Origin of the sequence: Carnobacterium iners, assembly GCF_900177385.1 — a bacterium.
Taxonomy (GTDB): Bacteria; Bacillota; Bacilli; order Lactobacillales; family Carnobacteriaceae; genus Carnobacterium_A; species Carnobacterium_A iners.
Genome location: NZ_FXBJ01000002.1, coordinates 1445196 through 1471573 on the forward strand (window position 1 = coordinate 1445196; position 26378 = coordinate 1471573).

Below are 26378 nucleotides of genomic sequence, written 5' to 3' on the forward strand. Positions count from 1 at the left end.
TAATAAATAAAATAATTTGTTCATACTATTAATTATTCTAGCATAATTTTTTTGATAAGCTATTCATTTTTCTTAACTTCTTTTATTATATAAGAAAAAACTCTTTTTCGCTAAATTCACAGACTAAAAATAAAAAAACACGAGGGAGATTAAGTGAATTCCTTTTTTCTTTTACAAACTTAATGCATTATCCCTAAAATTACCGTATAATTTAAAGAGATTCCCTATGAAAGAAAAGAGGATATAAACTATGGCTCAGCTTTTTTTTAAATATGGTGCAATGAATAGTGGTAAAACTATTGAGATTCTAAAAGTTGCCCATAACTATGAAGAACAAAATAAACCTGTTGTGATTATGACAAGTGGACTAGATGATCGTGATGAAGTAGGCATTATTTCAAGTCGAATTGGGTTGCGTCGCGAAGGAATCTCTATTTTTAATGAGACAAATATCTTCGAGACGGTTAAAAAACTTGATTATACTCCTGCTTGTGTTTTAATAGACGAATCACAATTCTTAAATAAAACACATATTCTGCAATTAGCTAAAATTGTTGATGACTTAGATATTCCAGTAATGGCCTTTGGTTTAAAAAATGATTTTAAAAATGAATTGTTTGAAGGATCGGAGTATCTGCTTTTATATGCAGATAAGATTGAAGAGATGAAAACCATCTGTTGGTATTGTCATAGAAAAGCTATTATGAATATGCGCTTGATTGATGGTAAGGCCGTCTATGCAGGCGAACAGATTCAAATAGGTGGAAATGAAAGTTATATCCCTGTTTGTCGTAAGCATTATTTTAATCCACCGTTATAATAAGAGATGGAAATAGAGTGAAATTAAAACACGATTGTATTTTCTATCCCAAAATTTAAGGATAAATCTATGCGGAATACAACGAAAAATAAAGGAGACAGTCAGTATGTTTGATAGACTAGCAAGCGTTGAAGGACGCTATGAAGAACTAAACGAGTTGTTAAGCGATCCTGATGTGGTTAGCGACACAAAACGTTTAATGAAATTAACAAAAGAAGAAGCCAGTCTGCGTGAAACAGTAAAAAATTATCGTCGTTACAAAGAAGTTGAAGCGGATATTGAAGATACCTTAGAACTTTTGTCAGAAACATCTGATCCAGAGATGACTGAGATGGCAAAAGAAGAGCTATCTGATTTGAAGAAAGAGAAAACCGCTATTGAAGAAGCCATGAAAATTCTGATGTTACCTAAAGATGAAAATGATGATCGCAATATTATTATGGAAATCAGGGGAGCTGCTGGTGGTGATGAAGCTGCGTTATTCGCAGGTGTCTTATTTAATATGTACCAAAAATATGCAGATTCTCAAGGTTGGAAAACAGAAGTGATGGATGCTAACATTACTGGAATCGGTGGGTACAAAGAAGTAACCATTATGATTTCAGGAGAAAACGTGTATTCAAAATTAAAATATGAAAATGGTGCACACCGTGTTCAACGTGTCCCTTCTACTGAATCACAAGGACGGATTCATACTTCAACGGCAACAGTTGTTGTGATGCCAGAAGCAGAAGAAGTAGAATTGAACCTTGCCGATAAAGATATCCGTGTTGATATCTATCATGCAAGTGGCGCTGGCGGACAGCACGTAAACAAAACAGCCTCTGCTGTACGATTGACTCACTTACCAACCGGTATTGCGGTAGCAATGCAAGATGGTCGTTCGCAAATTCAAAACCGCGAAAAAGCGATGAAAGTTTTACGAGCCCGTGTTTACAATCATATTGAAACCCAAGCTCAAGATGCGATTGATGTCGAGCGTAAATCTGTCATTGGAACAGGAGACCGTTCAGAGCGAATCAGAACTTATAACTATCCGCAAAGTAGAGTAACTGATCATAGAATTGGCTTAACGATTCAAAAACTGGAACAAATTTTAGGCGGCAAACTAGATGAGATTATCGATGCTTTGGTTCTTCATGATCAAACAGAAAAAATGGAGCAATTAAAGAATGAACAGTAATAAAACATATAGAGAAGTCCTAAATTGGGCTTCTTCTTTTTTAGAAGCTGCTGATCAAGAAAAAATTGCTGCTGAAATTCTAATAAGAGAACGTCTTGAGTGGTCGAAAACAGATTTTATTCTTCAATTAGACCAGTTTATTGCTCCAGAAATAAAAAAACAGTGGATTAAAGACATCAAAGACTTTAGTACGGGTATTCCGCTTCAATATTTACTAGGATATGAATGGTTTTTTGATGAAAAATTCAAAGTAACTTCTGACACCTTGATTCCTCGTCCTGAAACAGAAGAAATAGTAGACAAGTTTTTAAAAGAACAGCCTGAAAAAGCTCTAAAAGTACTCGATATTGGAACAGGTACGGGAGTTATCGCAATCACTATTAAAAAGAAACGACCGCAAGACGAAGTGACAGCGATAGATTTATCAAAAGAAGCTTTAATAATAGCGAAAGAGAATGGGAGGAATCTTCGATCCAATATCCGATTCCTATTAGGTGATTTAACTGAGCCAGTAAAAAATGAGCAGTTTGATGTTGTCATTTCAAATCCTCCTTATATTGGTATGGATGAAAAAAAATATATGGATGATTCCGTATTAAACTATGAACCCGAATTGGCTTTATTTGCTGAGAACGATGGCTTAGCTGTTTATCAAAGGTTATCAAAAGAGTTGCCAGCTATTTTAAAACCAGATGGACAAATCTATTTAGAAATTGGGTTCAAACAAGGGCTTGCAGTAAAAACCCTCTTTCAGGAGGCTTTCCCTAGAGCGGATGTATCTATTGAAAAAGATATGAGCGGCCAAGATCGATTGCTTAAAGTAAAACTACAAGAAAAATAAGACATTGAGCAATGAAAACTAACCAATGGAGGTGCTTTATTGGACACCAAACTATTTCAATTAACTGAAATAAAAGAAGCGGCAGGCCTACTAAAAGCAGGAGAACTAATCTCTTTTCCGACAGAAACGGTTTATGGACTTGGAGCGAATGCAATGGATGAAGCAGCTGTTAAGAAAGTCTACGCTGCAAAAGGAAGACCAAGTGACAATCCATTAATTGTCCATGTGGCTTCTGTTGAAGAAGTAGAAAAGTATGTTGGAGAAATTTCAAAGCAAGCAAAAGACTTAATGGCTAAGTTTTGGCCAGGTCCCTTAACGTTAATTTTTAACGTAAAAACAGGAGTTTTTTCTGAAACTGTAACGGGAGGCCTAGCAAGTGTGGCCTTACGGATGCCTGATAATGCTGCAACGTTAGCTTTAATAAAATATGCAGGTGTCCCTTTGGTTGGGCCAAGTGCAAATACCTCAGGTAAACCTAGCCCAACAATGGCGGCTCATGTTTACCATGATTTACACGGTAAAATCGCAGGTATTTTAGATGGTGGGGCAACAGGTTTAGGATTAGAATCAACGGTTTTAGATATGACAAATCCCGAAGAGCCGACTATCTTAAGACCAGGAGCAATAACAAAAGAAGAACTTGAGTTAGTAGTAGAAAAAGTTTACTTAGACCAACACCTTGTTTCAAAAGACGAGCGTCCTAAGGCACCAGGTATGAAGTACACACACTATGCGCCTAACGAACCTGTTGTTATTGTAGATGGTACCGAGGAGCAGTGGCGAAAAGCAATTATGTACTATAAAAATTTAGGAGAACAGGTTGGGTTATTAGCTAATGAAAACCGAGTAAATCAATATAAGAAAGAGGTAACAGAAGTATTTTCTTTAGGAAATAAAGATAATACTACCCAAGCAGCTAAAGCACTTTATGCTGGTTTACGATTTTTTGAAAAAACGGCAGTCACTTTAATCTTAGCAGAAGCTTATGACAGCAAAGGAATAGGTGGAGCTTATATGAATCGCTTAGAAAAAGCAGCAGGAAATCATTATTTTTTAGAGAAAGAGTCTAAAGAATAGTAAAAAGATATTATACTAAATCTAATTTATTAAAGGATGTGGGTTGGAAATGGATTTTGAAGAATTTGATAAAGAAGTATTTGACGCAATTGATCAAGAAAAAGAACGACAAGAACAAAATATCGAATTAATTGCATCTGAAAATTTTGTTTCAAAAGCAGTCCTTGCTGCACAAGGGAGTATCTTAACAAATAAATATGCTGAAGGGTATCCAGGAAAAAGATACTATGGCGGATGCGAGTACATTGATATCATTGAAAATTTAGCGATTGAACGCGCTAAAGAACTCTTTGGAGCAGAGTACGCAAATGTTCAACCACATTCTGGTTCAGGAGCTAATATGGCTGTTTTTAATGCCTTTTTAGAACCTGGAGATACTGTTTTAGGAATGGATTTAACACACGGAGGACATTTGACACATGGATCATCTGTCAATTTTAGTGGAAGAACGTATAACTTTGTTGCCTATGGAGTCGATAAGCAAAATAAGCGACTTGATTACGATGAAGTTAGAAGCCAAGCTTTGAGACACAAACCTAAAATGATTATTGCTGGTGGAAGTGCCTACTCAAGAGAAATTGATTTTTCTTTATTCAAAAAGATTGCGGATGAAGTCGGAGCTTATTTAATGGTCGATATGGCTCATATTGCAGGTTTAATCGCTGCTGGACTGCACCAAAATCCAGTTCCGTATGCAGATGTTGTAACTTCAACAACGCATAAAACATTACGTGGCCCTCGTGGTGGATTAATTTTAGCAAAAGAACAATACGGCAAAGCAATCAATAGCGCAATCTTTCCAGGTATCCAAGGCGGTCCATTAGAACATGTAATCGCTGGAAAGGCAGTTGCTTTTAAAGAAGCAATGATGCCAGAGTTTAAAGACTATGCAGCTCAAATCATAAAAAATGCTAAAGCAATGGAAGACATCTTCAACGCATCAGCCGGGCACTTAATTAGTGAAGGGACAGATAACCATTTATTATTGTTAGAAGTAACGCAGTTCGGTTTAAATGGAAAAGAAGTGGAGAATTTATTAGATGAAGTAGGAATTACTGTAAATAAAAATACGATTCCATTCGAAACATTGAGCCCTTTCAAGACAAGCGGTATCCGTATCGGAACACCTGCAATTACGACGCGTGGCTTTGACGAAGATGATTCAAAAAAAGTAGCAGAACTAATCGTAGCAACCTTACAAACAAAAGATTGCCCAGAAAAACGCCCAGCAATCAAACAAGAAGTACTAAAACTAACCCGAAAAAACCCACTATACTAATAGCAAGATGCGAAGATTAACGGTAGCTTCGATAAGAAAATACTTAATCTCTGCTGAATATTTTATCCTTACAGAGATTTAAGAGATAGAACTGGAATGACCTTCTGAAAAATTTCATCTTTTCCTCGAGAAGATGTTAATCGTAGCTCAATTTAAAGATGCGAAGCGCTCTGGTCAGCTCTGGAAAAGAAATAAGTGCGTAATTCATTTTGATGAAAATAATAAAACAGCTATAAGATGTTTAATGGATATCTTATAGCTGTTTTATTATCTAAAAATAGTCAGTTAAATTGAGTGTGGGAGGTCAAGTATGGTAGATTTTTACCTTTGGATTGGTTTAGTCCTAATTCTAGCTATTGCTGGACTTGGAATATATTTCCGAGAATGGTTTTATGTATTTCCAAGAGATAGAGAAAAAACAACAGGTAAAAAGACAACTTTCTTAGAGTACATAGGTCTATTCGTATTGAGTATCATTATTTTAGTTTGCTTATTCTTTTGGCAATATTATACACAAGACTGATGAAAAAAATCTCTTACACTAATTATTAAGGTGTATAAAAAAGTAAAAAGATAAGTTGATCTCTAATTAAAATTTACGCAATTGAGAAAACAAAGATTTTGTAATATTAGCTAGGAATGTGAGTCATACAAATTTAAATCCCTTTATTTTTTAAATGTAAGAATTATAATAGGTGGATTTCTTATTATTATTGAATCGATTAAACAGTCTATAAATAAAGTGAAAAAAGTATAATTTTGAATAAAATAACTGGATTGAAATAAAACTTCTAGCCTTTAAATGGTATTTCCTTTACAATAGAATTGTTTGAAATCTAAAGAAAATGAGGGCTGAAGATTATGGGAAAATTTCATCTAATAGATCATCCATTGATTCAACACAAGGTTACAATTCTTCGCGACAAGAATACAGGTACAAAAGATTTTAGAGAAGCCGTGAATGAAATTGCACGTTTAATGGCATATGAAGTTTCAAGAGATATGCCTTTGCAAGATGTTGAAATCGAAACGCCTTTAATTAAAACGATTCAAAAACAACTAGCAGGGAAAAAGGTTGCTATTATACCTATCTTAAGAGCGGGTTTAGGAATGGTTGATGGGATATTAGACTTAATTCCAGCAGCAAAAGTTGGACACGTTGGAATGTATAGAGACCATGAAACATTAGAAGCAGTTGAATACTTTATTAAATTACCTTCAGATATTAAAGACCGTCAATTACTAGTTGTTGATCCAATGTTAGCAACGGGTGTTTCAGCTATTACAGCAATTGATGCATTGAAAAAACGTGGTGCAAGTTCAATTAAATTTGTTTGTATCGTAGCAGCACCTGAAGGAGTAGAAGCATTAAAAGAAGCACATCCAGATGTTGATATTTATACAGCAGCACTTGATGAGAAATTAGACGAGAATAGTTACATTTTACCTGGTCTAGGTGACGCAGGCGACCGACTATTCGGTACACTCTAAAACCAGGATGCGAAGCACTCTATACAGCTCTGAGAGAGAAATGAAAAAGGACCGCAAGAGGCAATAGCTTCTAGGATACTTTTGAATTTATCCAAAGAGCTAGAGTGCATAGCTCAACTAAAACCAGGATGCGAAGAATAACGCTTAGTTTCGGCAAGAAAACAGTAATCAGTCAGATAGGATGTTTTTTATCCTATTGACTGGTTATTTTTTTCTCAAGGAAGGGTTGTTCAAAGCTTAATTAAAACTAAGATGCGAGTTATTCTATAAAGCTCTTCTTTGTATTCTTTAATTAAAATAAGTTTTAATCTGTTGATAAAGAAATACCTCTAGAATGAACTTTATTATTGGTTCATTCTTGAGGTGTTTTGTATTTTTTTAAAAGGAAAACGAGTTCAAATTAAGCAGGTAAAACCAACTATGAAAACAAATCTATAAAATTCACATGAAAACAAAAAAATATTTCACAATGTTTTGTAATTCGAACTAAATGGTGGTAAGATAGCATCTGTTAACAAGCCTAAACGAAAAACAACTAATAAAGCTCTACTTATCCTTATAATAGGAAGAATTTCATTATCGCTAATAAAATAATGGACGCAAAAAAATTGTCTTATGTTGCGGAAGAAATTAAATAGTATGGTAGAATTAATATTGAGCTTTGAAGATCGAGAAAAATTATTCCGATTTTAAGCTAGTAGGTTTTGTTGCAAAAAAAGATAATAAATCAAACGTGGAAAAGAGGTGAACGTTGTGGAACATGAATCTCCAATACTGTATTTATTTGGTCTGAGTTTTAATGTAACAAACATGATCACGACTGTTATGGCCTGTGTCATTGTTTTTTTAATAGCTTTTATTTGTACCAGAAATATGAAAATTAAACCAACTGGTAAACAAAATTTTATCGAGTGGGTTGTTGATTTTGTTAAAAATATTATTTCTAGTTCGATGTCTAAAGAACAAGGAGATAAGTTTGGCCTATTAGGTTTCACTTTAATTATGTTTGTATTTGTTTCGAATATGATGGGCCTCCCATTAGTTTTAAATGTGAATGGTCAAAAACTCTGGCAGAGTCCAACAGCTGATCCGATAGTAACATTATCATTAGCTTTTATGATTATTATTCTGTCTAATTATTTTGGCGTGAGAGAACAAGGATTTAAAAATTATTTTATGAATAGTTTTATTCGACCAGTTCCTTTCTTATTTCCAATAAAAATATTTGAAGAATTTACAAATACATTAACACTAGCTTTACGACTATATGGTAATATTTATGCCGGAGAAATTTTGATAGGCTTGATTGCTACTTTGGCACAAAGTTATGGTGTTTTCACGTGGATTGTCGGTATACCGTTACAAATGGTATGGCAGGGCTTCTCTATATTCATTGGAAGTATCCAAGCTTTCGTATTTACGACCTTAACAATGGTGTATATCTCTCATAAAGTCGAACACGAATAAAAAAAATACAATAAAATTAATGAGTTAAAAATTAGGAGGAAATTATTATGGATCTAGGTTTATTAGGAGCAGCAATAGCAATCGCGGGAGCAGCAATCGGTGCAGCGTTTGGATCAAGTAAAGTAATCGCAAAAACAATCGAGTCTATTGCACGTCAGCCAGAAATGAAAAATGAGTTACAAACATTAATGTATATCGGTGTTGGTTTAGTTGAGGCTATTCCTATCATGGCAGTTGTTATCGCCTTTATTCTAGTATTTAGCTAATAAAGCGAAAAATGACCAAAGTATCAGTTAAATAAATGGTAAGGGGTAGAGGTAGCGCAGGCGTCTCTGCTTTTTTCGCGATAGGTTACTCTGAATAGGATAAGGAAGTGAAATTAATGTTCAAACAGTTAGTTTTAGGAGCAACAACTGCAGGAGATACAATTGTTGTACTAGTATCGTTTTTATTATTGATGGTTTTATTAAAGAAATTTGCATGGAAACCGTTGATGAATATTATGGATCAACGTGAGCAAGCTATTGCAAGTAACATAGAAAATGCTGAGATTGCAAAAAACGAAGCTGAACGCCTAGCTGCAGAACGTCAGGAAAAGTTAGATAAGACAAGAGCTGAAGCTGCTACTATTTTAAGTAAAGCGAAGATTGCTGCTGAGAGCGCAGAAAAAGAATTGTTGGATGCGGCAAGACATGAAGCTACACGATTAAAAAAAGATGCGAAAAAAGAAATTGAAAATGAACGTCAAATGGCAATGGCAAGTGTTCGTGATGATGTAAGTCTACTGTCTATCCAGATTGCTGAAAAACTAATCAGCAAGGAATTAACAAATGAAGGACATGCACAACTGATTGATAAGTACCTTGAAAGGTTGGCCGATACAAATGAGACTAAATAGTAATATGAATCCAAGCCAATTAGCTAAAGCTTTCTATTACAACGCAATTGAAAATGATACGGAAGATATTGTTTTTGATAATCTTATGGATGTTCGTCAAATCTATTACGGTAATTCAAATTTAAGCGATTTTTTTAACAATCGCGATGTCGCACAAACAGATAAAGAAAAGATATTATCAGAAATGACAGAGAATTTTATTCTTGATGTGCAACAATTTGTACAAACGATTTATGATTTTCGTAAAATGAATAAAATGTTGTCTATTATTCACGAATATGAGATACTGCATGATCATGAAAATCGGACAGTAATAGCTAAAGTAACGACGGCTGTTCCGCTTCAAAAAGTACAAGAAGAAAAACTAAAAGAAGTATTTAGCAAACGATTTAATGCGAAAAAAATATTGCTAGATAAAATTCAAGATAGTTCAGTCATAGGCGGAGTCATAGTAGAAATTGAAAACACTGTTTTTGATGGCAGTATCCGTACTAACTTAGAAAAATTAGAAAAGCAAATAATTAAATAGCTCAAAAAGAAAAAGTTGAAGAGGTGAAAATTTATGGGGTTAAAAGCTGAAGAGATCAGTAAGCTCATTAAGCAACAAATTGAAGGTTTCAGCAGTGAGTTGATTGTTGATGAGGTTGGAACGGTAAGTTACGTCGGAGATGGGATTGCTCGAGCTTATGGATTAGAGAATGCAATGGCCGGAGAACTACTTGAATTTTCTAACGGCATCTATGGAATGGCTCAAAACTTAGAAACGAATGATGTCGGAATTATTATTTTGGGTCACTTTGATGGCATAGTTGAAGGAGATACGGTTAAACGTACAGGACGTATTATGGAAGTGCCTGTAGGAGAAGCTATGATCGGTCGAGTCGTTAACTCGCTAGGACAGCCTGTAGACGGTATGGGAGAAATCAATACGACAAAAACACGTCCCGTTGAGAACCCTGCTCCAGGAGTAATGGATCGGCAATCTGTTTTTGAACCATTACAAACAGGAATTAAAGCCATTGATGCATTAGTACCAGTAGGTCGCGGTCAACGTGAACTTGTTATTGGAGATAGAAAAACCGGTAAAACTAGCCTGTGTATTGATACGATTATTAACCAAAAAGGAAAAGATACCATTTGTATCTACGTAGCGATTGGACAAAAAGAATCAACTGTTCGTTCTCAGACAGAAATATTAAAAAAACATGGTGCGATGGACTATACAATTGTCTTAACAGCAAGTGCTTCACAACCAGCGCCACTATTGTACATTGCTCCGTATGCAGGGTTAGCAATGGCTGAAGAATTTATGTACGCTGGAAAACATGTGCTAATTATTTTTGATGATTTAACCAAGCAAGCAGCAGCTTATCGTGAACTATCTTTACTGCTTCGCCGTCCGCCAGGTAGAGAAGCTTACCCAGGAGATGTGTTCTATTTGCATTCACGGATGTTAGAACGTGCAGCTAAGTTAAATGATAAATTGGGAGGCGGTTCTATTACAGCTCTTCCAATCGTTGAGACACAAGCAGGTGATATTTCTGCTTATATTCCAACAAACGTTATTTCGATTACAGATGGTCAAATCTTCTTAGAGAGTGACTTATTTCACTCAGGTGTAAGGCCCGCTATTGCAGCCGGTTTATCTGTTTCCCGTGTAGGTGGAGCAGCACAAATCAAGGCGATGAAAAAGGTATCTGGAACATTGCGTTTAGATTTAGCCAGCTTCCGCGAATTAGAAGCCTTTACTCAGTTTGGCTCAGATTTAGATGCAGCTACTCAAGCAAAATTAAATCGAGGACATCGGACAGTAGAAGTTTTGAAACAAGGATTGCATGAAGTTATTAGTGTGGAAAAACAAGTATTAATTTTTTATGCGTTAACGCATGGTCTTTTAGATACCGTTCGTGCTAATGAACTGGGAAGATTTGAAAGAGAATTTTACGATTATATTGATAATCAACAGCAAGACATTATTCTTGAGATAAACGAAACAAAAGGATTACCAGATAGTGAGAAATTAGATGCTGTTATTAATGAATTCAAAGACAACTTTTTTACAAGTATAGTTGAATCTGATAGTGCAGCTTACATTCCAGAAACGACGTAAAGGCGGTGAAGAGGAATGGCAGAATCATTAAATGATATTACAAAAAAAATTGCCTCAACTAAGAAAACGAGTCAAATCACTAATGCTATGCAAATGGTTTCAGGTGCTAAATTATCAAAAGCTGAAAAAAAAGCAAAAGGCTTCCAAATCTATGCAAATAAGATTAGAGAGATTGTTACTCACTTAGCGCATACTCAATTAGCAGTTATTGAAGACAGTGCATTGATTAATACAAATTCTCCTTCAAATATCGATTTCCATAATATGTTAATTGAACGTCCTGTAAAAAGAACGGGCTACATTGTTATCAGTTCTGATAAAGGTTTAGCTGGAGGATACAACAGTTCTGTCATCAAGGCTACCATTGATATGATCCAAAAAGATCATAGTTCTCCCGATGAATACATCTTTATGGCCATTGGAAGTACTGCTGGGGATTTCTTCAAGTCAAGGGGAATGAACGTAGCTTATGAATTAAATGACATTAGTGACCATCCAACGTTTGATGAAGTTCGAGGGATTGCTCGAACGGCAACAGAAATGTATAAAAATGCAATATTTGATGAATTGTATGTTTGCTACAATCATCATATTAATACCATCAGTTTTGAATACCGTGCAGATAAAATGTTGCCTCTAAATGATCTTGATCCAACAGAAAAAGTTGAGTATGAGAGCGATTATTTATACGAGCCATCAAAAGAAGAAATTCTAGATATTTTATTGCCCCAATATGCAGAAAGTTTGATTTATGGTGCTATTCTAGATGCTAAAGCTGCTGAACACGCAGCCCGTATGACGGCTATGAAAGGTGCAACCGATAATGCCAAAGATATTATTGACGATTTAACGGTACACTATAACAGAGCTCGCCAGGCTGCTATCACAGAAGAAATTACTGAAATTATAGGCGGATCTTCCGCACTATTGTAAACGTAATGAATGGAGGGAAACAAATGAGTACTGGTCAAATCGTTCAAGTTATCGGTCCGGTTGTCGATGTAGAATTTCCTGTAAATAAAGAAATTCCAGAAATCAATCATGCTTTAATCGTAAGAAAAACTAAAACTGGTAATGAAGAACAAGATTCAAGAAAAGAAAACACAGTCGTTTTAGAAGTAGCATTACAATTAGGTAATGGTGTACTCAGAACGATTGCAATGGAGTCAACAGATGGATTACAAAGAGGAATGTTAGTAACCGACACAGGAGGAGCTATTAGTGTTCCTGTTGGTGAAGAGACACTAGGACGGATGTTTAATGTCCTAGGAGAAACCATTGATTTAAAAGAACCATTTGGAGATGACGTTCGTCGTGATCCTATTCACCGCTTTGCCCCTTCTTTTGATGAGTTGAGTAGCAATACTTCTATTCTTGAAACAGGTATCAAAGTTATCGATTTATTAGCCCCTTATTTAAAAGGTGGTAAAATCGGATTATTTGGAGGAGCTGGTGTAGGTAAAACCGTTTTAATCCAAGAACTAATCCATAATATTGCCGAAGAACATGGCGGTATTTCAGTATTTGCTGGTGTTGGAGAACGAACACGAGAAGGAAATGACTTGTATTTTGAAATGCAAGAATCTGGCGTAATAGAAAGAACGGCGATGGTTTTTGGCCAAATGAATGAGCCACCAGGTGCAAGAATGCGTGTCGCTCTAACCGGTTTAACGATTGCAGAATATTTCCGTGATGAAGTAGGACAAGATGTCTTATTATTCATTGATAATATTTTCCGATTTACTCAAGCAGGTTCTGAAGTTTCGGCACTACTTGGTAGAATGCCTTCAGCAGTTGGTTACCAACCAACCTTAGCAACTGAAATGGGTCAATTGCAAGAACGAATTACATCAACAAATAAAGGTTCTATTACATCTATTCAAGCAATTTATGTTCCGGCTGATGATTATACCGATCCAGCTCCGGCAACTGTTTTTGCTCATTTAGATGCGACAACTAATTTAGAACGTAAATTAACTGAACAAGGGATTTATCCTGCAGTTGATCCGTTAGCTTCAACGTCAAGTGCACTTGCACCTGAAATCGTTGGAGAAGAGCATTACCAAATTGCAACAGATGTTCAGCAACTTTTACAGCGTTACCGTGAATTACAAGATATTATTGCTATTCTTGGGATGGATGAATTATCAGATAGCGAGAAAATTACGGTTTCACGTGCTCGTCGTATCCAATTCTTCTTATCACAAAACTTCCATGTAGCAGAAGCTTTCACAGGAATACCAGGCTCTTATGTACCTGTTTCAGAAACAATAAGAGGTTTTAAAGGAATCTTAGAAGGACGCTACGATCATTTACCAGAAGATGCTTTCCGTAATGTAGGACGCATTGAAGAAGTAGAAGAAAAAGCTAAGGCGGCTGGTTACTAGTAAAGGAGGACAACTCTAATGGCGGTTATACAAGTGCAAATTGTGACTCCATCTGGTATTGTTTATAATCATCGCGCAAGTCGTGTGATCGTTAAATCAATCGATGGACAAGTGGGTATTCTTCCTGGCCATACACCTATTATTGTTCCTTTAGCAATCGATAGTGTCCGAATTGAACGTGTATCGATGGATGAAGAAAACGTAATAGCAGTTAATGGTGGCATAATGGAAATGCGAGACAATGTTTGCTCAATCATAGCCGATAGTGCTGAGAGAGCAAGAGATATCGATGTCGAACGTGCCTTCTCAGCTAAGCAACGAGCTGAAGAAATATTAAGTAAAGAAGAAGCTGTCCACAATAGTAAACAACAAAGAAGAGCAGAAATTTCATTGCGTAAAGCAATTAACCGTATCTCTGTTTCTAAGCATAGAAAATTATAAAATAAAAAACTTTCAGTAAAAGCTGAAAGTTTTTTATTTTGATTCAGTTAAAAAATGTCCCTATAAATGAAAATTTCTTTTGAGAAAAGAGTGTGTTAAAATAATAGTAAGAGGAGTAAAGAAAATGAATTTTTTAGGTACGCAAGCTTTGATTAGTCTTATCTCACATATTTTGTTTATAGTAGTAACTTTTTGGTCATTAAAAGGGTTATTGATTGAAAAATGGATCAAAAAAAATCATATTCAACAAGCTCGTTTGCTTTATCTATTTTTATCTATTGCAATTGGCTATTTAGTTAGTTCATTTTTTATTGAATTTATCTTAATGTCTAGAAATTTAATTTTTTTATTTTAAGTAATTAATGTAGTATTTGAAACCTGTGAAGTATGTATGCTATAATACCGTGGATTGCTGTAAATATTGCAACAACGAGCAAAGATACTTTGCACAGAAATTTCGGAGGTATATAATCATGGAGAAAATGATTGTTCGTGGCGGTAAGCGTCTCGAAGGAATAGTAAAAGTAGAAGGCGCAAAAAATGCTGTTTTACCCATTTTAGCAGCGACCATCTTAGCCAGTAAAGGTAAAAACAAGTTAACTAATGTGCCTATTCTGTCAGATGTTTTTACAATAAATGAAGTCTTGCACCATTTAAACCTAACCGTAAACTTTAATGAAACCGACAAAGAAATCGTCCTAGATGCTTCAGGAGACATAACATTTGAAGCCCCGTTTGAATATGTCAGTAAAATGAGAGCATCCATTGTAGTAATGGGTCCTTTACTAGCACGTTTAGGTCACGCTAAAGTAGCTTTACCTGGAGGCTGTGCAATTGGTACGCGTCCAATTGAATTACATTTAAAAGGATTTGAAGCAATGGGAGCCGAAGTACATATTGAAAATGGCTACATTGAAGCTTTTGCAGAGAAACTAGCTGGTGCTCATATCTATCTAGACTTTCCAAGTGTAGGAGCAACTCAAAATATTATGATGGCTGCTACATTAGCTGAAGGAACAACGACCATTGAAAATGTAGCGAGAGAACCTGAAATAGTTGATTTAGCTAACTTCTTAAATCGTATGGGTGCTAAAGTTGTTGGAGCGGGCACAGAAACCATCCGTATTGAAGGAGTTAAAGAACTCGCAGGAACTGAACACAGCATTATCCCAGATCGAATTGAGGCTGGAACATTCATGGTAGCCGCAGCTGTCACAAAAGGAAATGTTTTAATCGAAGATGCTATTGTTGAGCACAATAAACCCTTAATTTCTAAATTAAAAGAAATGGGTGTTTCTTTTATTGAAGAAAAAAATGGCTTACGAGTAATTGGCCCAGATAAACTAAAACCGATAGATGTTAAAACAATGCCACATCCAGGTTTCCCTACAGATATGCAAGCACAAATCACGATAGCACAGGCTATGAGTGAAGGTACGAGCACGATGAAAGAGACTGTATTCGAAAATCGTTACATGCACATGGAAGAATTACGTCGCATGAATGGCGGATTTACGATAGAAAATCAGACGCTAGTTATCTATGGTCCAGCTAAATTACAAGGATCTCAAGTGGCTGCAACAGACTTAAGAGCAGCCGCTGCGTTAATTATTGCAGGTATGGTTGCAGAAGGATTTACACGTGTGACTCATTTAGAACATCTTGATCGTGGCTATTATATGTTCCACAAAAAATTACAAGCACTAGGTGCCGATATTGAGCGAATTGATGAAGCAAATACATCAATCTTACCAGATAAAAAGTTAAGTGCATTATTCAATTAACAACTATAAAAGTTAGAGTATAATACCTTAACCGGTCATTATTCTAACTTTTTTTAAAGTAAATGAAATAAAAGACAAATGGTGAATGAACCAGAGTTAACTTTTTCTAGATGAGTCAGAGTTAACTTTTTAAATGAACGTTTCCGATTGATCAAAAACATGCTATAATCGTAAATCAGAGAGATAAATCAAGAAATTTAATTAGTTTGTAACAAGAGTTTGAGAGGGGAACAGAATAATGGCGAAAGATATAGGAATAGATTTAGGTACGGCAAATGTATTAATTCATGTAAAAGGAAAAGGGATTGTTTTAAATGAACCTTCTGTGGTAGCGATAGATACTAAAACAAATCGTGTTTTAGCAGTCGGTGAGGAAGCCTATTTGATGGTTGGACGTACACCAGGCAATATTCGTGCAATTCGTCCTTTAGATGGAGGAGTCATTGCTGATTTTGATATTACTGAAGCAATGTTGACTCACTTTATCAATAAATTAAATGTAAAAGGATTCTTATCTAAACCTAATATACTTATTTGCTGTCCTACAAACATTACAGCCATTGAACAAAAAGCAATTATCGAAGCTGCTGAAAAAAGTGGTGGAAAAAATGTTTACCTTGAAGAAGAACCAAAAGTAGCTGCTATTGGAGCAGGTATGGATATTTTTCAACCAAGCGGCAACATGGTCATCGATATTGGTGGCGGAACAACGGATATTGCTGTTCTTTCAATGGGTGGAATCGTAACAAGTCGTTCTTTAAAAGTAGCTGGTAATCGTATGGATAATGAAATTACTCAGTACGTGAAGAAAAAATATAAACTGATGATTGGTGAAAGAACAGCTGAATCCATTAAAATGGAAATAGGAACTGTTTTTCCGGGTCGTAGAGAAGATACAATGGATGTTAGAGGTCGTGATATGGTAAGTGGTTTACCAAGAACAATCGTTTTGAGTTCAGCCGAAGTTTTAGAAGCAACAGCTGAATCCATGGCGATGCTTGTTCAACAGGCGAAAGATGTTCTTGAGCAAACACCTCCTGAGTTATCAGCAGATATCATCGATCGAGGAATTATCTTAACTGGTGGGGGCGCTATGCTAGATGGTGTTGATCAACTCTTTGCTGAACAATTAAAAGTTCCGGTCTTTATTGCAGACCAACCTTTAGATTCTGTTGCTTTAGGAACGGGAATCTTATTAGAAAATATGACGAAGAAAAAATTAAGTTTTTAAGAAAAAAGATAAAAAAGAGGTGACACAATGACAAAAGGGAAAATTGCCGCACAGATGGGGACATTTATACTGAAAATTTTATTGGTCATTGTTGTAGTTGCTATCGCTTTGATTCTTGGGGCAATGGTTGGATACGGAATTATTGGAGAGGGAAATCCTTTTGCTATATTTGAAATGCAAACATGGAGTCATATCTTCAGTTATTTTACAAAACCAACTATTATTAATGGATAGAATCGGAAAAAAGAGAGAGGAAGAGGTTGAACCTTTTCTGCTCTCTTTTTTATTTTGTTAAATAGTAAATTAAAAAAAATGAAAAAAACGTTATTTAGCAGATAATTAAAGTGAATAAACTAAACGAAAAGGAGAAATAAAATGAATCAACTAAACTTAATAGGCCGAATTGTTAGAGAAATTGAGGTAAAAGAAGTGGGGGAGGCAAAAGTTGTTTTAAACAACACGATAGCAATCAAAAGAAAATTTAAACATGACCAAGGACAACAAGCTGATTTTATTCCTATAGTAGCCTGGGGGCAAATAGCTAAATTAATTCAAAGTTATTGTGAAAAAGGAGATTTGATTGGAGTAACTGGATACATCCAATCAAGAACGTATCAAAATAAAGAAGAGGAAACAGTTTTCGTAGTAGAGATGGTAGTAACTGAGATTGACTTTTTACAAGGACGAAAAAATACATCTACTATTTCTAATGATGAAGCAGAGCAAATAACAGTATATTAAAATAAATGGATTGTTTAAAAAGAGTGTCACTTTACACTCTTTTTTTCTTTCTAATTTTTGTTGTATCAGTAAAGAATAACCAACTATTCAGTTGCACTCAAAATAAGTGTATACTAAACTAGAGAGAAAAGGTGAGAGAAAAGAGGGAAAGTATGAAAATAATGATGATTGAGGACAACTCATCTGTTTGTGAGATGATGGAAATGTTCTTTCAAAAAGAAGACTGGGATTCACTATTTATTCATGATGGAAAGGAAGGACTGGATACCTTCCTTGAAGAAAAAGAACAATGGAATCTAGTAATTCTTGACTTAAATTTGCCGAGCATGGATGGTATGCAAATTTGTCGTGAGATAAGAAAAATAAATAAAAAAATACCTATTATTATGTTGACTGCAAAAGATTCAGAAAGCGATCAAGTGATTGGCTTAGAGATAGGTGCAGATGACTATGTCACGAAACCATTTAGTCCATTAACCCTAATCGCACGCATTAAAGCTTTAACTAGACGCGCTAATTTATTATTAGAAAAGTCTGAGGAGAAAGAAAAAACTTACGAAATAACGACGAAACATTTAAAAATAAATAAAAAGACACGAGAGGCTTTGCTATACAATAAAGAAATTGAAGGACTTACTCCTAAAGAGTTTGACTTACTGTATACTTTATCCAAAAATCCCAAACAAGTCTTTTCAAGAGAGCAACTCTTAACGTTAATCTGGGATTATGAGTATTTTGGAGACGAACGGACAGTGGATGCACATATCAAGAAATTAAGACAAAAAATTGATAAAACAGGTTCACAAGTTATCCAAACGGTCTGGGGAGTAGGCTATAAGTTTGACGACACCGAGGTTGAATAGATGATGAAATTTAACTATTTTTATCAACAGATAGCAACTTTTTTTATTGTTATTATAGTAATGCTAATCATTATGGGGTTTTCATTCTTACAGTTCTCTAAAAACACGACATATAAAAATACTGAAAAGCAATTATACGGATATGCAGAAGCACTAGTATCTGGTGACTTACAAAAAAATCAGTTAGATATAGGTCAGTTAATTTTAAACAATCAAGAAGTAACATTGACAGTGTTCAACAGCGATGATTTAATGATCTATCCAGAAACAGTTAACGCTTACAAAAGTGGTATTTCAAAAGAAGATTTTAAAAAATTAGTAAAAGGACAGCGAATATCGTTAACTATCCGTCAAACCGATTTTTATGGCAATGATCGTCAACTAGCAATTATCTACCTGCCTTTTTTTACACAAGATAGTAATTCATTTTCAGGTTTTGTAGCAGTTAGTTCACCTATTAGTGGAATCGAAGCAACCTTAACGGTTTTGAGAAATAATTTGTTTACAGCATTCTTATTTTCTTCATTAGGAGCTATCCTATTAAGTTTATTATTTGCAAAATATCAAGTTAATCGAATTAATCGGCTAAGAACTGCTACTCACAAAGTTGCTAGTGGAAGCTTTGATATTCATTTGGAGAATAACCATAAAGATGAATTTGACGATTTGGCAGAGGACTTTAATCTAATGGCAGAATCACTAAAAGCTTCTCAAAAAGAAATCGAACATCAAGAAAATCGCAGAAGACAGTTTATGGCAGATGTCGCACATGAAATGCGGACACCTTTAACAACAATAAATGGCTTATTAGAAGGTTTGGAACACGATATGATTCCGGATAATCAAAAAAAGCGTAGCTTAGAGTTGATGCATAATGAAAGTAAACGATTAATCCGTCTTGTTAATGAGAACTTAGATTATGAAAAGATTCGATCCAATCAAATCTTTTTACACAAACAAACAGTTAATCTAAAAGAACCATTTGAAATAATTGTTGAACAACTTTTAATAAAAGCTAAATCTAAAAAAAATAGATTAATAGTAGATTGTCCCTCAAATATCAAAATATACGCTGACTGCGATCGCTTTATGCAAATCATAGTTAATCTTACGCAAAATGCTATTCAGTTTACTCAAGGGGGCGAAATCAAGCTTATAGGCACAATGGATGAGAAACAAACGACAATCAAAATAGCAGATACAGGTATTGGTATTGACGCTAAAGAAGTTGGAAATATTTGGGAAAGATATTTCAAAGCAGATGTTTCGAGGAAAAATACTATTTACGGAGAATCTGGTTTAGGGTTAGCGATTGTTCAACAATTAGTAAATTTACATGGAGCTACAATTTCAGTAGAAAGTACAAAAGGAGAGGGAACCGTTTTTACTTTAAGATTCCCTTTAGAAAAAGAATGAAAAAATGCCCATCGAACTTTAGAAAGTTCAATGGGCATTTTTTTTCTTTTAGTCGTTTGTTTTAATTTCACTATCTGTTGGTTCCATCAATTCGGGTGCATTTGTTTGATACAAATCCGCTGTTGAACGATTGCCATTCAGGTAATAAAGACTTGTTGCTTTATCTCCCGATTCACTATTAATTTTAGCCATTCGCTCGATTTGATTTTGATAACTATAAGAAGAAGGGTCAATCTTATTTAGCCCTGCTGGAGTGTAGAATCGCAATAAGTCACTGTGCAAAATACTATCAGATAAACTTAACTGAGTAGAAACAGCTTCTTTTAACTGCTCTTGTTCTAAAAGAACAGCTTGGGAAGGCTCCTCAATTAACTGACCAGTAACGGTATCGTAAATATCTGAACCATTAAGTGTGTATTTAGGAGAGACAACATTTCCATTACGAAATGCAACGGTTTGATCATGTCCAGCTGAGAATAAGTCAGTTCCCATCATCACTTTATCTTTTGTCTGAATACCCAATAAATGCATCATAGTAGGAAGCATATCGATTTGGCCACCAAATTCTTCATTTATTTTTCCATTTGTCGTGCCTGGAATATGGTACATCAACGGGATACGTTGTAGCATATCGTCTTTGTAACCATTCCAAGTTTCTGGATCTTCGCCAAGTAATGGAGCTAATGCTTTATTTCTTGAATTTGAGATTCCGTAATGGTCACCATAGAGAATAATCATTGAATTTTCATATAAACCAGATGCTTTCAAGTAATTAAAGAATTCTTCAACAGCTTGATCTAGGTAATGTGCGGTTATAAAGTAGTTATTAACCGTTTCATCTGTTGTTCGAGCTGGTTTAAAATCAACGTTTGCCTCATCTAAAGGATAAGGGAAGTGATTTGAAACAGAAATCATTTTAGCATAAAACGGTTGAGGCAATTGTTCTAAATATTGTGCAGATTCATTAAAGAATAATTTATCCTTCAAGCCATACTCTAATGTATTGCCTTCAGATAAGTCATAATAAGAAGAATCGAAGAAATAATCAACACCCATTTGTTTATACGTATTGTCGCGATTCCAAAATGAACCAACGTTTCCGTGCATGACAGCACTGGTGTATCCTTTTTCAGATTCTAAAATGTTGTAAGAAGATTGAAACGTATTGCTTCCTCCAACTTGAGTAAATGCTCCACCTTGAGGCAAACCAAACAATGAATTTTCTAATATCATTTCAGAGTCGGCTGTTTTGCCTTGTCCTACTTGGTGGAAAACATTTGTAAAGCTTTGTGTTTGTTGATCACGGAAAATACTGTTAATAAAAGGTGTCACTTCATGAAGTTCGCCGTTTTCATCTTCTAGTTTGTAATCAATTAAGAATTGTTGGAAACTTTCTAGATGAAGGTAAATAACATTTTTATCTTTAGCTACTCCAAACATTTCTGGATTAGGTTCGGCGTAATGCTCATCAACGTAAGAAAGAACAGCATCCATATCGGATTCATCGGCATTAGCTTTATTCTGATTTGATTGAGCGGTTTGGTAGCCGTCATAAGCAGTGAAGAAGTTAATCCCGAGGTATTTAACAATATAGTTTCTGTCAAACGTACGAGTTAACAGTTGAGGGCGATTGCTTTCTGCTAAAGCTAAGTTTGCAGAAAAAAGTGTCACTGCTAAGATTGTCATTGCAACTGCTGAGCGTTTTTTATAAAAACGATTATCAATTGTGACAGATTTTGTTACTAATAAGCCAAGCAGAACGACAAGATCGAGCCAGTAAAAAATATCACGAGCTTTTAATAGAGCTAACGTACTAGCTCCAAGCCCTCCCGCAACATTCCCTGCTCCAAAAATAGTAGTTACTGAAAGAAAATCAGAAAATTCTCGGTAGTATAAAATATTTGCAAATAATAACGCACTCATCACAATATGCACTAAAAATAAAACGGTATAAGCTTTTTTACTTTTCTTAAAATAAAGTGCAATGGAAAAGAAAAGAGCGATTGTTGCTATCGGATTGATGAACAAAATAATTTGTTGCATTGCCCCCGTAACACCGAGAGAAAATTCTTGCTTGTAGCTGAAGTATGTTTTTGCCCAAAATAAAACAGCAGCTAACGAAAAGAATCCAATTCGAGTATTTAATAGTTTTTTTAGTTTATTCACTAGTAAAAATTCCTCCTTTAAAAAGTAACGGATAAAATAATTTTTATTTAGATTAATGTTATTTTTAAAATAATATAATGTTTTCATTTACCCCATATTAAGTATATTTTACAGTTTATTTATAAGTTAGTCAATTTTTGTATTTGTTTTAACAAACTAAAAAAAATGTAATCGCCACCAAGTTTGATTTCATCTAGTTTTTTACTAGACTTAAAATTTGTTCTGTTTTTAAACATATAATGCTGGAAAATAAGTTATAATGAAGTGCACCATCTAAAAGGAGGTTTTGCCTTACATGATATTCCTACAAGGCCTTTTTAATACAATGAAACAATCCTATGGGGAATCCATTAATCATTTTCCACTAATAGAATTAATTTTTTATAGTCTAGACCAAACGTTATTTTATTTTATCATTTGGTTGACCTTTCGAGTGATCTATTTAAAGTTCTTTAGAAAAGGAAAAAAAAGAAAAAAAGTGTATCGAGAAATAAGTTTAAATGCATTTGTTTTTTACATTATTTTATTAATACACCTGACTATTTTTCGAGAAGAACATAGTATTGGTAATGTAAGGTTTAATATGCAACCCTTAAGTAATATTAATTTGACGCCACTAACCCATACGTTAAAATTGACTAAAGGAGTAACACTGTTTGATTATTATTATAATTTTTATGGGAATATTTTATGGTTTGTACCAATGGGCTTTGCGGTGGCTTATTTCCTAAATAAAAAACCATATTTTTTAAAAACACTTTTAATCGGTTTTTGTTTTTCGTTTTTTATTGAAATGATGCAATTCTTTCTTGGAACTGGGATTACAGATATTGATGATTTAATATTTAATACTATCGGAACAGCAGTTGGTCTGATTTGTTTCATAATTGTTAAAAAAGCAGTTGAACACTATAGGAAGAAAAAAAGCTAGATTAGCTGAATGTTAAAGGATACAAATAAAAGGAGATTAATAGCAATGGAAAAATTTATGTTGAAAAGACGCGCAACAGAACGAGCACGCAAGGGATACCCAATATTAGTATTAGAAGATTTCGTCAAGGAGCCCAAACTACCAGAAGGAACAATGATTCAATGTATTGATGAACACAAAAAATTTGTAGCCATTGCTTATTTAGCTAAACAAAATAAAGGCGATGGCTGGATTTTGACAATAAATCAAACAGAGATGATTAATCAGAATTTTTATAAAAAACTACTTAAAGAAGCCTTAGATCAACGTTCAATTTTCAAATTAAATGAACAAACAACCGCTTATCGGGTGTTTAACGGTGAAGGCGATGGTTTAGGTGGATTGACGATTGATTTCTATGATGATTATTACGTCTTTTCATGGTATAGCAAAGGGATTTATGCCCACCGTGAGCTAATTCTAAAAGCTTTCAAGGAAGTAGTATCAGATAGCAAAGGAATCTATGAAAAAATTAGATTTGAAACCAATAAAAAATCTGAGACAGATTTAATTTTTGGTAAAGCTGCCCCAGAACCATTAATTATTTTAGAAAACGGAATCAATTATGCTACGTATTTAGATGATGGACTAATGACAGGTATTTTCTTAGACCAAAGAGACGTTAGACAACGTTTATTAGAAAAATATGCAATGGGTAAGACGGTCTTAAATACTTTCAGCTACACAGGAGCTTTCTCAATAGCAGCAGCCTTAGGCGGAGCAATCGAAACGACAAGTGTTGATTTAGCTAAACGTAGCTTACCTAAAACAGTTGAACAATTTGAATTAAATAATTTAAATGTCGATGATCAAGTTATTCGTGTAATGGATGTTTTTGATTACTTTAAATACGCTATTCGTCATAGACTAGCTTTTGATGTCGTTGTTGTCGATCCTCCAAGTTTTGCTCGTTCGAAAAAACGGACATTTAGTGCTGCAAAAGACTACGCAAGTCTTTTAGAAGAAGTAATTCAATTGACAAAATCTAATGGTATAATCGTTGCCTCAACGAATGCAGCAAACGTAACAATTGAAAAGTTCAAAAGTTTTATTGAAGAAGCTTTCAAAAATCAAAATAAATCGTATATAATAGAAGAAACCTTTACATTACCAGATGACTTTAAGGTAAATCCAGAGTTCACTCAAGGCGATTACTTGAAAGTATTTATTATTCGAAAAAAATAAACTTTCAATAAAAGCTCAATTATAAAGAAGGTAAAATTAGATGAAAAAAGGAAAACAACCTAAAACAAATGCTATTCGAATACTGGATAAAGCTAAAATAGCTTATAAACTTCATGAGTATCCATGGAGCCCAAACTATTCAGATAGCCAAACAAGTTTAGAGGAACTAGATCCTACTAGACAAAAACTGTTTAAAACAATTGTAACGATTGGAGATAGAACAGGTGTAGTCGTTACTTGTATTCCAGGAAAAAGTGAAATTGATTTAAAGGCACTTGCAAAAGTAAGTGGGAACAAAAAAATGGAGTTGCTTCATTTAGCAGATTTAGAAAAAACAACGGGCTACATTCGTGGAGGTTGTTCGCCAATAGGAATGAAAAAACAATTTCCTGTTTACCTGTCAAAAGATGTCCAAAACTTAGGCACAATGATTGTATCTGCTGGAAGAAGAGGCTTTCAAGTTGAACTAGCGCCTCAAGCTCTAAAAAAACTTGTTGCAGCTGAATTTGCAGCAATTGAAGCCTAAAAAAGAGACTATAGACATTTTTTGTCTGTAGTCTCTTTTTATTTTTAAATTCATCTTAATTTTACTAGTTCGTTACGCCTAAAGCTTCTTGTGCAGCGTGCATGCCCGCTACCCGACCCGTAATGAAAGCACCAGTGATATTATAACCACCGGTATAACCATTGTAGTCTAGTAGCTCACCAGAAAAATACAATCCTTTTGTAAACTTGCTTTCCATTGTTTTCGGATTGACTTCTTTTGTATTAATTCCACCACCGGTTACAAAGGCCTTTTCAATAGGCAATGTACCATTTGCGGTAAAACTAAAATCTTTCATAAAATCAATGAAAGCTGATCGTTCATCATCCGATAAATGTTTTAAAGGAGTGTTTTCGTCAAGCGATAAACGCTCAAAAACAAAAAGAAGGTAGCGTTCCGGAACGAGTCCTTTTAAAGCGTTTTTGATGCTTTTTTCACCTTCATTTTTTACTAAACGTTGCATTTGTTGAGTCAGTTCTCCTTTAGATAATTCAGGTAAAGCATCAAGTGACATCATTACAAAGTCTGTTTTATCTCTTTGCATCGTTTGATGTACAAACATCGAACAACGTAAAACAGCTGGACCTGAAATGCCGAAGTGAGTAAAAATCATATCCATTTGATGACTAATTACTTTTTTACCTTTTTTATTGACCACACTTAACGTCACATCTCGTAAAGAAAGACCTTGCAACGTTTTGTCTTGAATAAATAATTCATCTGATAAGACCGGGACTTCTGTTGGATAAAGAGGCTTAATTGTATGACCAGCTTTTTTAGCCCACTTATAGCCATCGCCAGTTGAACCTGTTCTAGGCATAGCTCTTCCACCGGTCGAAAGAACAATGGTTTTAGCTGATAATTCACGCTCATCTTCGAGAATCAAGCCAGTTACTTTTTTATCTTTAAATAAAATAGTTTCGACTGGCGCATCTGTGTAGATAGTAATCGCTAATCGATCCATAATCACAATTAAGGCTTCTAAAACAGTTCGGGACTTATCTGTAGCAGGAAACATGCGACCATGATCTTCTTCTTTTAAGACAACACCATTTGAACGAAAGAAGTCCATAATATCATAATTATCGTATTGATGAAAAGCGCTATAAAGAAAGCGACCATTTCCAGGGATATGTGAAACAATTTCTTCTTTGTCACGGTTATTTGTTACATTACATCGGCCTCCGCCAGTAACAAGCAACTTACGACCAAGAGTTTTATTTTTTTCTACGACGGCAACTTTAGCACCTTTTTCAGCTGCTGAAATAGCTGCCATCATACCGCTTGTGCCACCGCCAACTACGATTACATCGTAATCTGTCATGGTTATTCCTCTTTTCTATTAGACAAATTTATCTGTCTAGCTTAGCATATTTTGGCAGTCAATTCCATGAAACAAGAAAAAAAGCTTGCTAAATCATTTATATGTTGTAGAATACTTCGTATCCTTGTTATGATAGAGCGGTTGAAAGAAAAAAGAATAG

The 26378-nt window shown here is 34.7% G+C and carries 27 protein-coding genes; 25 read left to right on the forward strand and 2 right to left on the reverse strand.

Features of this window, described 5'->3' with window-relative positions:
- Positions 1-250: 250 nt before the first annotated feature.
- The 22 genes from B9Y54_RS07020 to B9Y54_RS07125 all read left to right on the forward strand — a co-directional run bounded on the left by B9Y54_RS07020 (position 251) and on the right by B9Y54_RS07125 (position 20029).
- A complete protein-coding gene (locus B9Y54_RS07020) occupies positions 251-820 on the forward strand; it encodes a thymidine kinase (RefSeq protein WP_085559601.1) in 570 nt (189 codons plus the stop codon).
- Positions 821-926: 106 nt separating this feature from the next.
- Positions 927-2003: a peptide chain release factor 1 gene (prfA, locus tag B9Y54_RS07025; RefSeq protein WP_085559602.1), complete on the forward strand. Its 1077-nt coding sequence runs from the start codon at positions 927-929 to the stop codon at positions 2001-2003.
- Positions 1993-2844 (forward strand): peptide chain release factor N(5)-glutamine methyltransferase, encoded by an 852-nt coding sequence (gene prmC, locus B9Y54_RS07030; RefSeq protein WP_085559603.1) that lies wholly within the window; start codon positions 1993-1995, stop codon positions 2842-2844. The genes prfA and prmC overlap by 11 nt, the downstream gene beginning before the upstream one ends.
- A gap of 39 nt (positions 2845-2883) precedes the next feature.
- Positions 2884-3921: an L-threonylcarbamoyladenylate synthase gene (locus B9Y54_RS07035; protein ID WP_085559604.1), complete on the forward strand. Its 1038-nt coding sequence runs from the start codon at positions 2884-2886 to the stop codon at positions 3919-3921.
- Positions 3922-3970: 49 nt separating this feature from the next.
- On the forward strand, positions 3971-5200 hold the full coding sequence (gene glyA, locus B9Y54_RS07040; RefSeq protein ID WP_085559605.1) for a serine hydroxymethyltransferase: 1230 nt from the start codon (positions 3971-3973) through the stop codon (positions 5198-5200).
- 310 nt (positions 5201-5510) lie between these two features.
- Positions 5511-5723: a cytochrome c oxidase subunit II gene (locus tag B9Y54_RS07045; protein ID WP_085559606.1), complete on the forward strand. Its 213-nt coding sequence runs from the start codon at positions 5511-5513 to the stop codon at positions 5721-5723.
- 338 nt (positions 5724-6061) lie between these two features.
- A complete protein-coding gene (gene upp / locus B9Y54_RS07050; protein ID WP_085559607.1) occupies positions 6062-6691 on the forward strand; it encodes a uracil phosphoribosyltransferase in 630 nt (209 codons plus the stop codon).
- A 753-nt stretch (positions 6692-7444) separates the two neighbouring features.
- A complete protein-coding gene (gene atpB / locus B9Y54_RS07055) occupies positions 7445-8158 on the forward strand; it encodes a F0F1 ATP synthase subunit A (RefSeq protein WP_085559608.1) in 714 nt (237 codons plus the stop codon).
- Positions 8159-8205: 47 nt separating this feature from the next.
- Entirely contained in the window at positions 8206-8424 is a 219-nt protein-coding gene (gene atpE, locus B9Y54_RS07060; RefSeq protein ID WP_085559609.1) for a F0F1 ATP synthase subunit C, read from the forward strand.
- 116 nt (positions 8425-8540) lie between these two features.
- A complete protein-coding gene (gene atpF, locus B9Y54_RS07065) occupies positions 8541-9056 on the forward strand; it encodes a F0F1 ATP synthase subunit B (protein WP_085559610.1) in 516 nt (171 codons plus the stop codon).
- Positions 9043-9585 carry an ATP synthase F1 subunit delta gene (gene atpH / locus B9Y54_RS07070; protein ID WP_085559611.1) on the forward strand — a complete coding sequence of 181 codons (543 nt, stop codon included), beginning with the start codon at positions 9043-9045 and terminating at the stop codon, positions 9583-9585. Before atpF ends, atpH begins: the two co-directional genes overlap by 14 nt.
- 33 nt (positions 9586-9618) lie before the next feature.
- Positions 9619-11166 carry a F0F1 ATP synthase subunit alpha gene (gene atpA, locus B9Y54_RS07075; RefSeq protein ID WP_085559612.1) on the forward strand — a complete coding sequence of 516 codons (1548 nt, stop codon included), beginning with the start codon at positions 9619-9621 and terminating at the stop codon, positions 11164-11166.
- Positions 11167-11181: 15 nt separating this feature from the next.
- A complete protein-coding gene (locus B9Y54_RS07080; protein WP_085559613.1) occupies positions 11182-12099 on the forward strand; it encodes a F0F1 ATP synthase subunit gamma in 918 nt (305 codons plus the stop codon).
- Between the two features lie 23 nt (positions 12100-12122).
- Positions 12123-13553, forward strand: coding sequence for a F0F1 ATP synthase subunit beta (gene atpD / locus B9Y54_RS07085; protein WP_085559614.1), 1431 nt, complete (start codon positions 12123-12125; stop codon positions 13551-13553).
- An 18-nt stretch (positions 13554-13571) separates the two neighbouring features.
- Entirely contained in the window at positions 13572-13994 is a 423-nt protein-coding gene (locus tag B9Y54_RS07090; protein ID WP_085559615.1) for a F0F1 ATP synthase subunit epsilon, read from the forward strand.
- 124 nt (positions 13995-14118) lie between these two features.
- Positions 14119-14349: a DUF1146 family protein gene (locus B9Y54_RS07095; RefSeq protein WP_085559616.1), complete on the forward strand. Its 231-nt coding sequence runs from the start codon at positions 14119-14121 to the stop codon at positions 14347-14349.
- Positions 14350-14467: 118 nt separating this feature from the next.
- Positions 14468-15778, forward strand: coding sequence for a UDP-N-acetylglucosamine 1-carboxyvinyltransferase (murA, locus tag B9Y54_RS07100; RefSeq protein ID WP_085559617.1), 1311 nt, complete (start codon positions 14468-14470; stop codon positions 15776-15778).
- A gap of 238 nt (positions 15779-16016) precedes the next feature.
- The gene (gene mreB / locus B9Y54_RS07105; RefSeq protein ID WP_085559618.1) at positions 16017-17009 is read left to right on the forward strand and encodes a rod shape-determining protein MreB; all 993 of its coding nucleotides are present in this window, start codon (positions 16017-16019) and stop codon (positions 17007-17009) included.
- A gap of 27 nt (positions 17010-17036) precedes the next feature.
- Positions 17037-17243, forward strand: coding sequence for a DNA-directed RNA polymerase subunit beta (locus B9Y54_RS07110; protein WP_085559619.1), 207 nt, complete (start codon positions 17037-17039; stop codon positions 17241-17243).
- A 141-nt stretch (positions 17244-17384) separates the two neighbouring features.
- On the forward strand, positions 17385-17750 hold the full coding sequence (locus tag B9Y54_RS07115) for a single-stranded DNA-binding protein (protein WP_085559620.1): 366 nt from the start codon (positions 17385-17387) through the stop codon (positions 17748-17750).
- A 152-nt stretch (positions 17751-17902) separates the two neighbouring features.
- Positions 17903-18613, forward strand: coding sequence for a response regulator transcription factor (locus B9Y54_RS07120; RefSeq protein WP_085559621.1), 711 nt, complete (start codon positions 17903-17905; stop codon positions 18611-18613).
- The gene (locus tag B9Y54_RS07125) at positions 18614-20029 is read left to right on the forward strand and encodes a sensor histidine kinase (RefSeq protein WP_234987866.1); all 1416 of its coding nucleotides are present in this window, start codon (positions 18614-18616) and stop codon (positions 20027-20029) included. It abuts the gene before it with no gap.
- A gap of 48 nt (positions 20030-20077) precedes the next feature.
- Here B9Y54_RS07125 and B9Y54_RS07130 read toward each other — a convergent pair whose 3' ends face one another.
- Positions 20078-22195 carry an LTA synthase family protein gene (locus B9Y54_RS07130; protein WP_234987867.1) on the reverse strand — a complete coding sequence of 706 codons (2118 nt, stop codon included), beginning with the start codon at positions 22193-22195 and terminating at the stop codon, positions 20078-20080.
- 295 nt (positions 22196-22490) lie between these two features.
- Between B9Y54_RS07130 and B9Y54_RS07135 the strand changes: the two genes are divergently transcribed.
- The 3 genes from B9Y54_RS07135 to ybaK are packed head-to-tail and all read left to right on the forward strand — an operon-like array spanning position 22491 to position 24876.
- Positions 22491-23126 (forward strand): VanZ family protein, encoded by a 636-nt coding sequence (locus tag B9Y54_RS07135; protein WP_085559623.1) that lies wholly within the window; start codon positions 22491-22493, stop codon positions 23124-23126.
- Between the two features lie 45 nt (positions 23127-23171).
- Positions 23172-24350 carry a class I SAM-dependent rRNA methyltransferase gene (locus B9Y54_RS07140; RefSeq protein WP_085559624.1) on the forward strand — a complete coding sequence of 393 codons (1179 nt, stop codon included), beginning with the start codon at positions 23172-23174 and terminating at the stop codon, positions 24348-24350.
- 40 nt (positions 24351-24390) lie between these two features.
- Positions 24391-24876: a Cys-tRNA(Pro) deacylase gene (gene ybaK / locus B9Y54_RS07145; RefSeq protein ID WP_085559625.1), complete on the forward strand. Its 486-nt coding sequence runs from the start codon at positions 24391-24393 to the stop codon at positions 24874-24876.
- Between the two features lie 64 nt (positions 24877-24940).
- Here ybaK and B9Y54_RS07150 read toward each other — a convergent pair whose 3' ends face one another.
- Complete coding sequence (locus B9Y54_RS07150; RefSeq protein ID WP_085559626.1) at positions 24941-26218, reverse strand: BaiN/RdsA family NAD(P)/FAD-dependent oxidoreductase; 1278 nt, start codon at positions 26216-26218, stop codon at positions 24941-24943.
- Between the last annotated feature and the right edge of the window lie 160 nt (positions 26219-26378).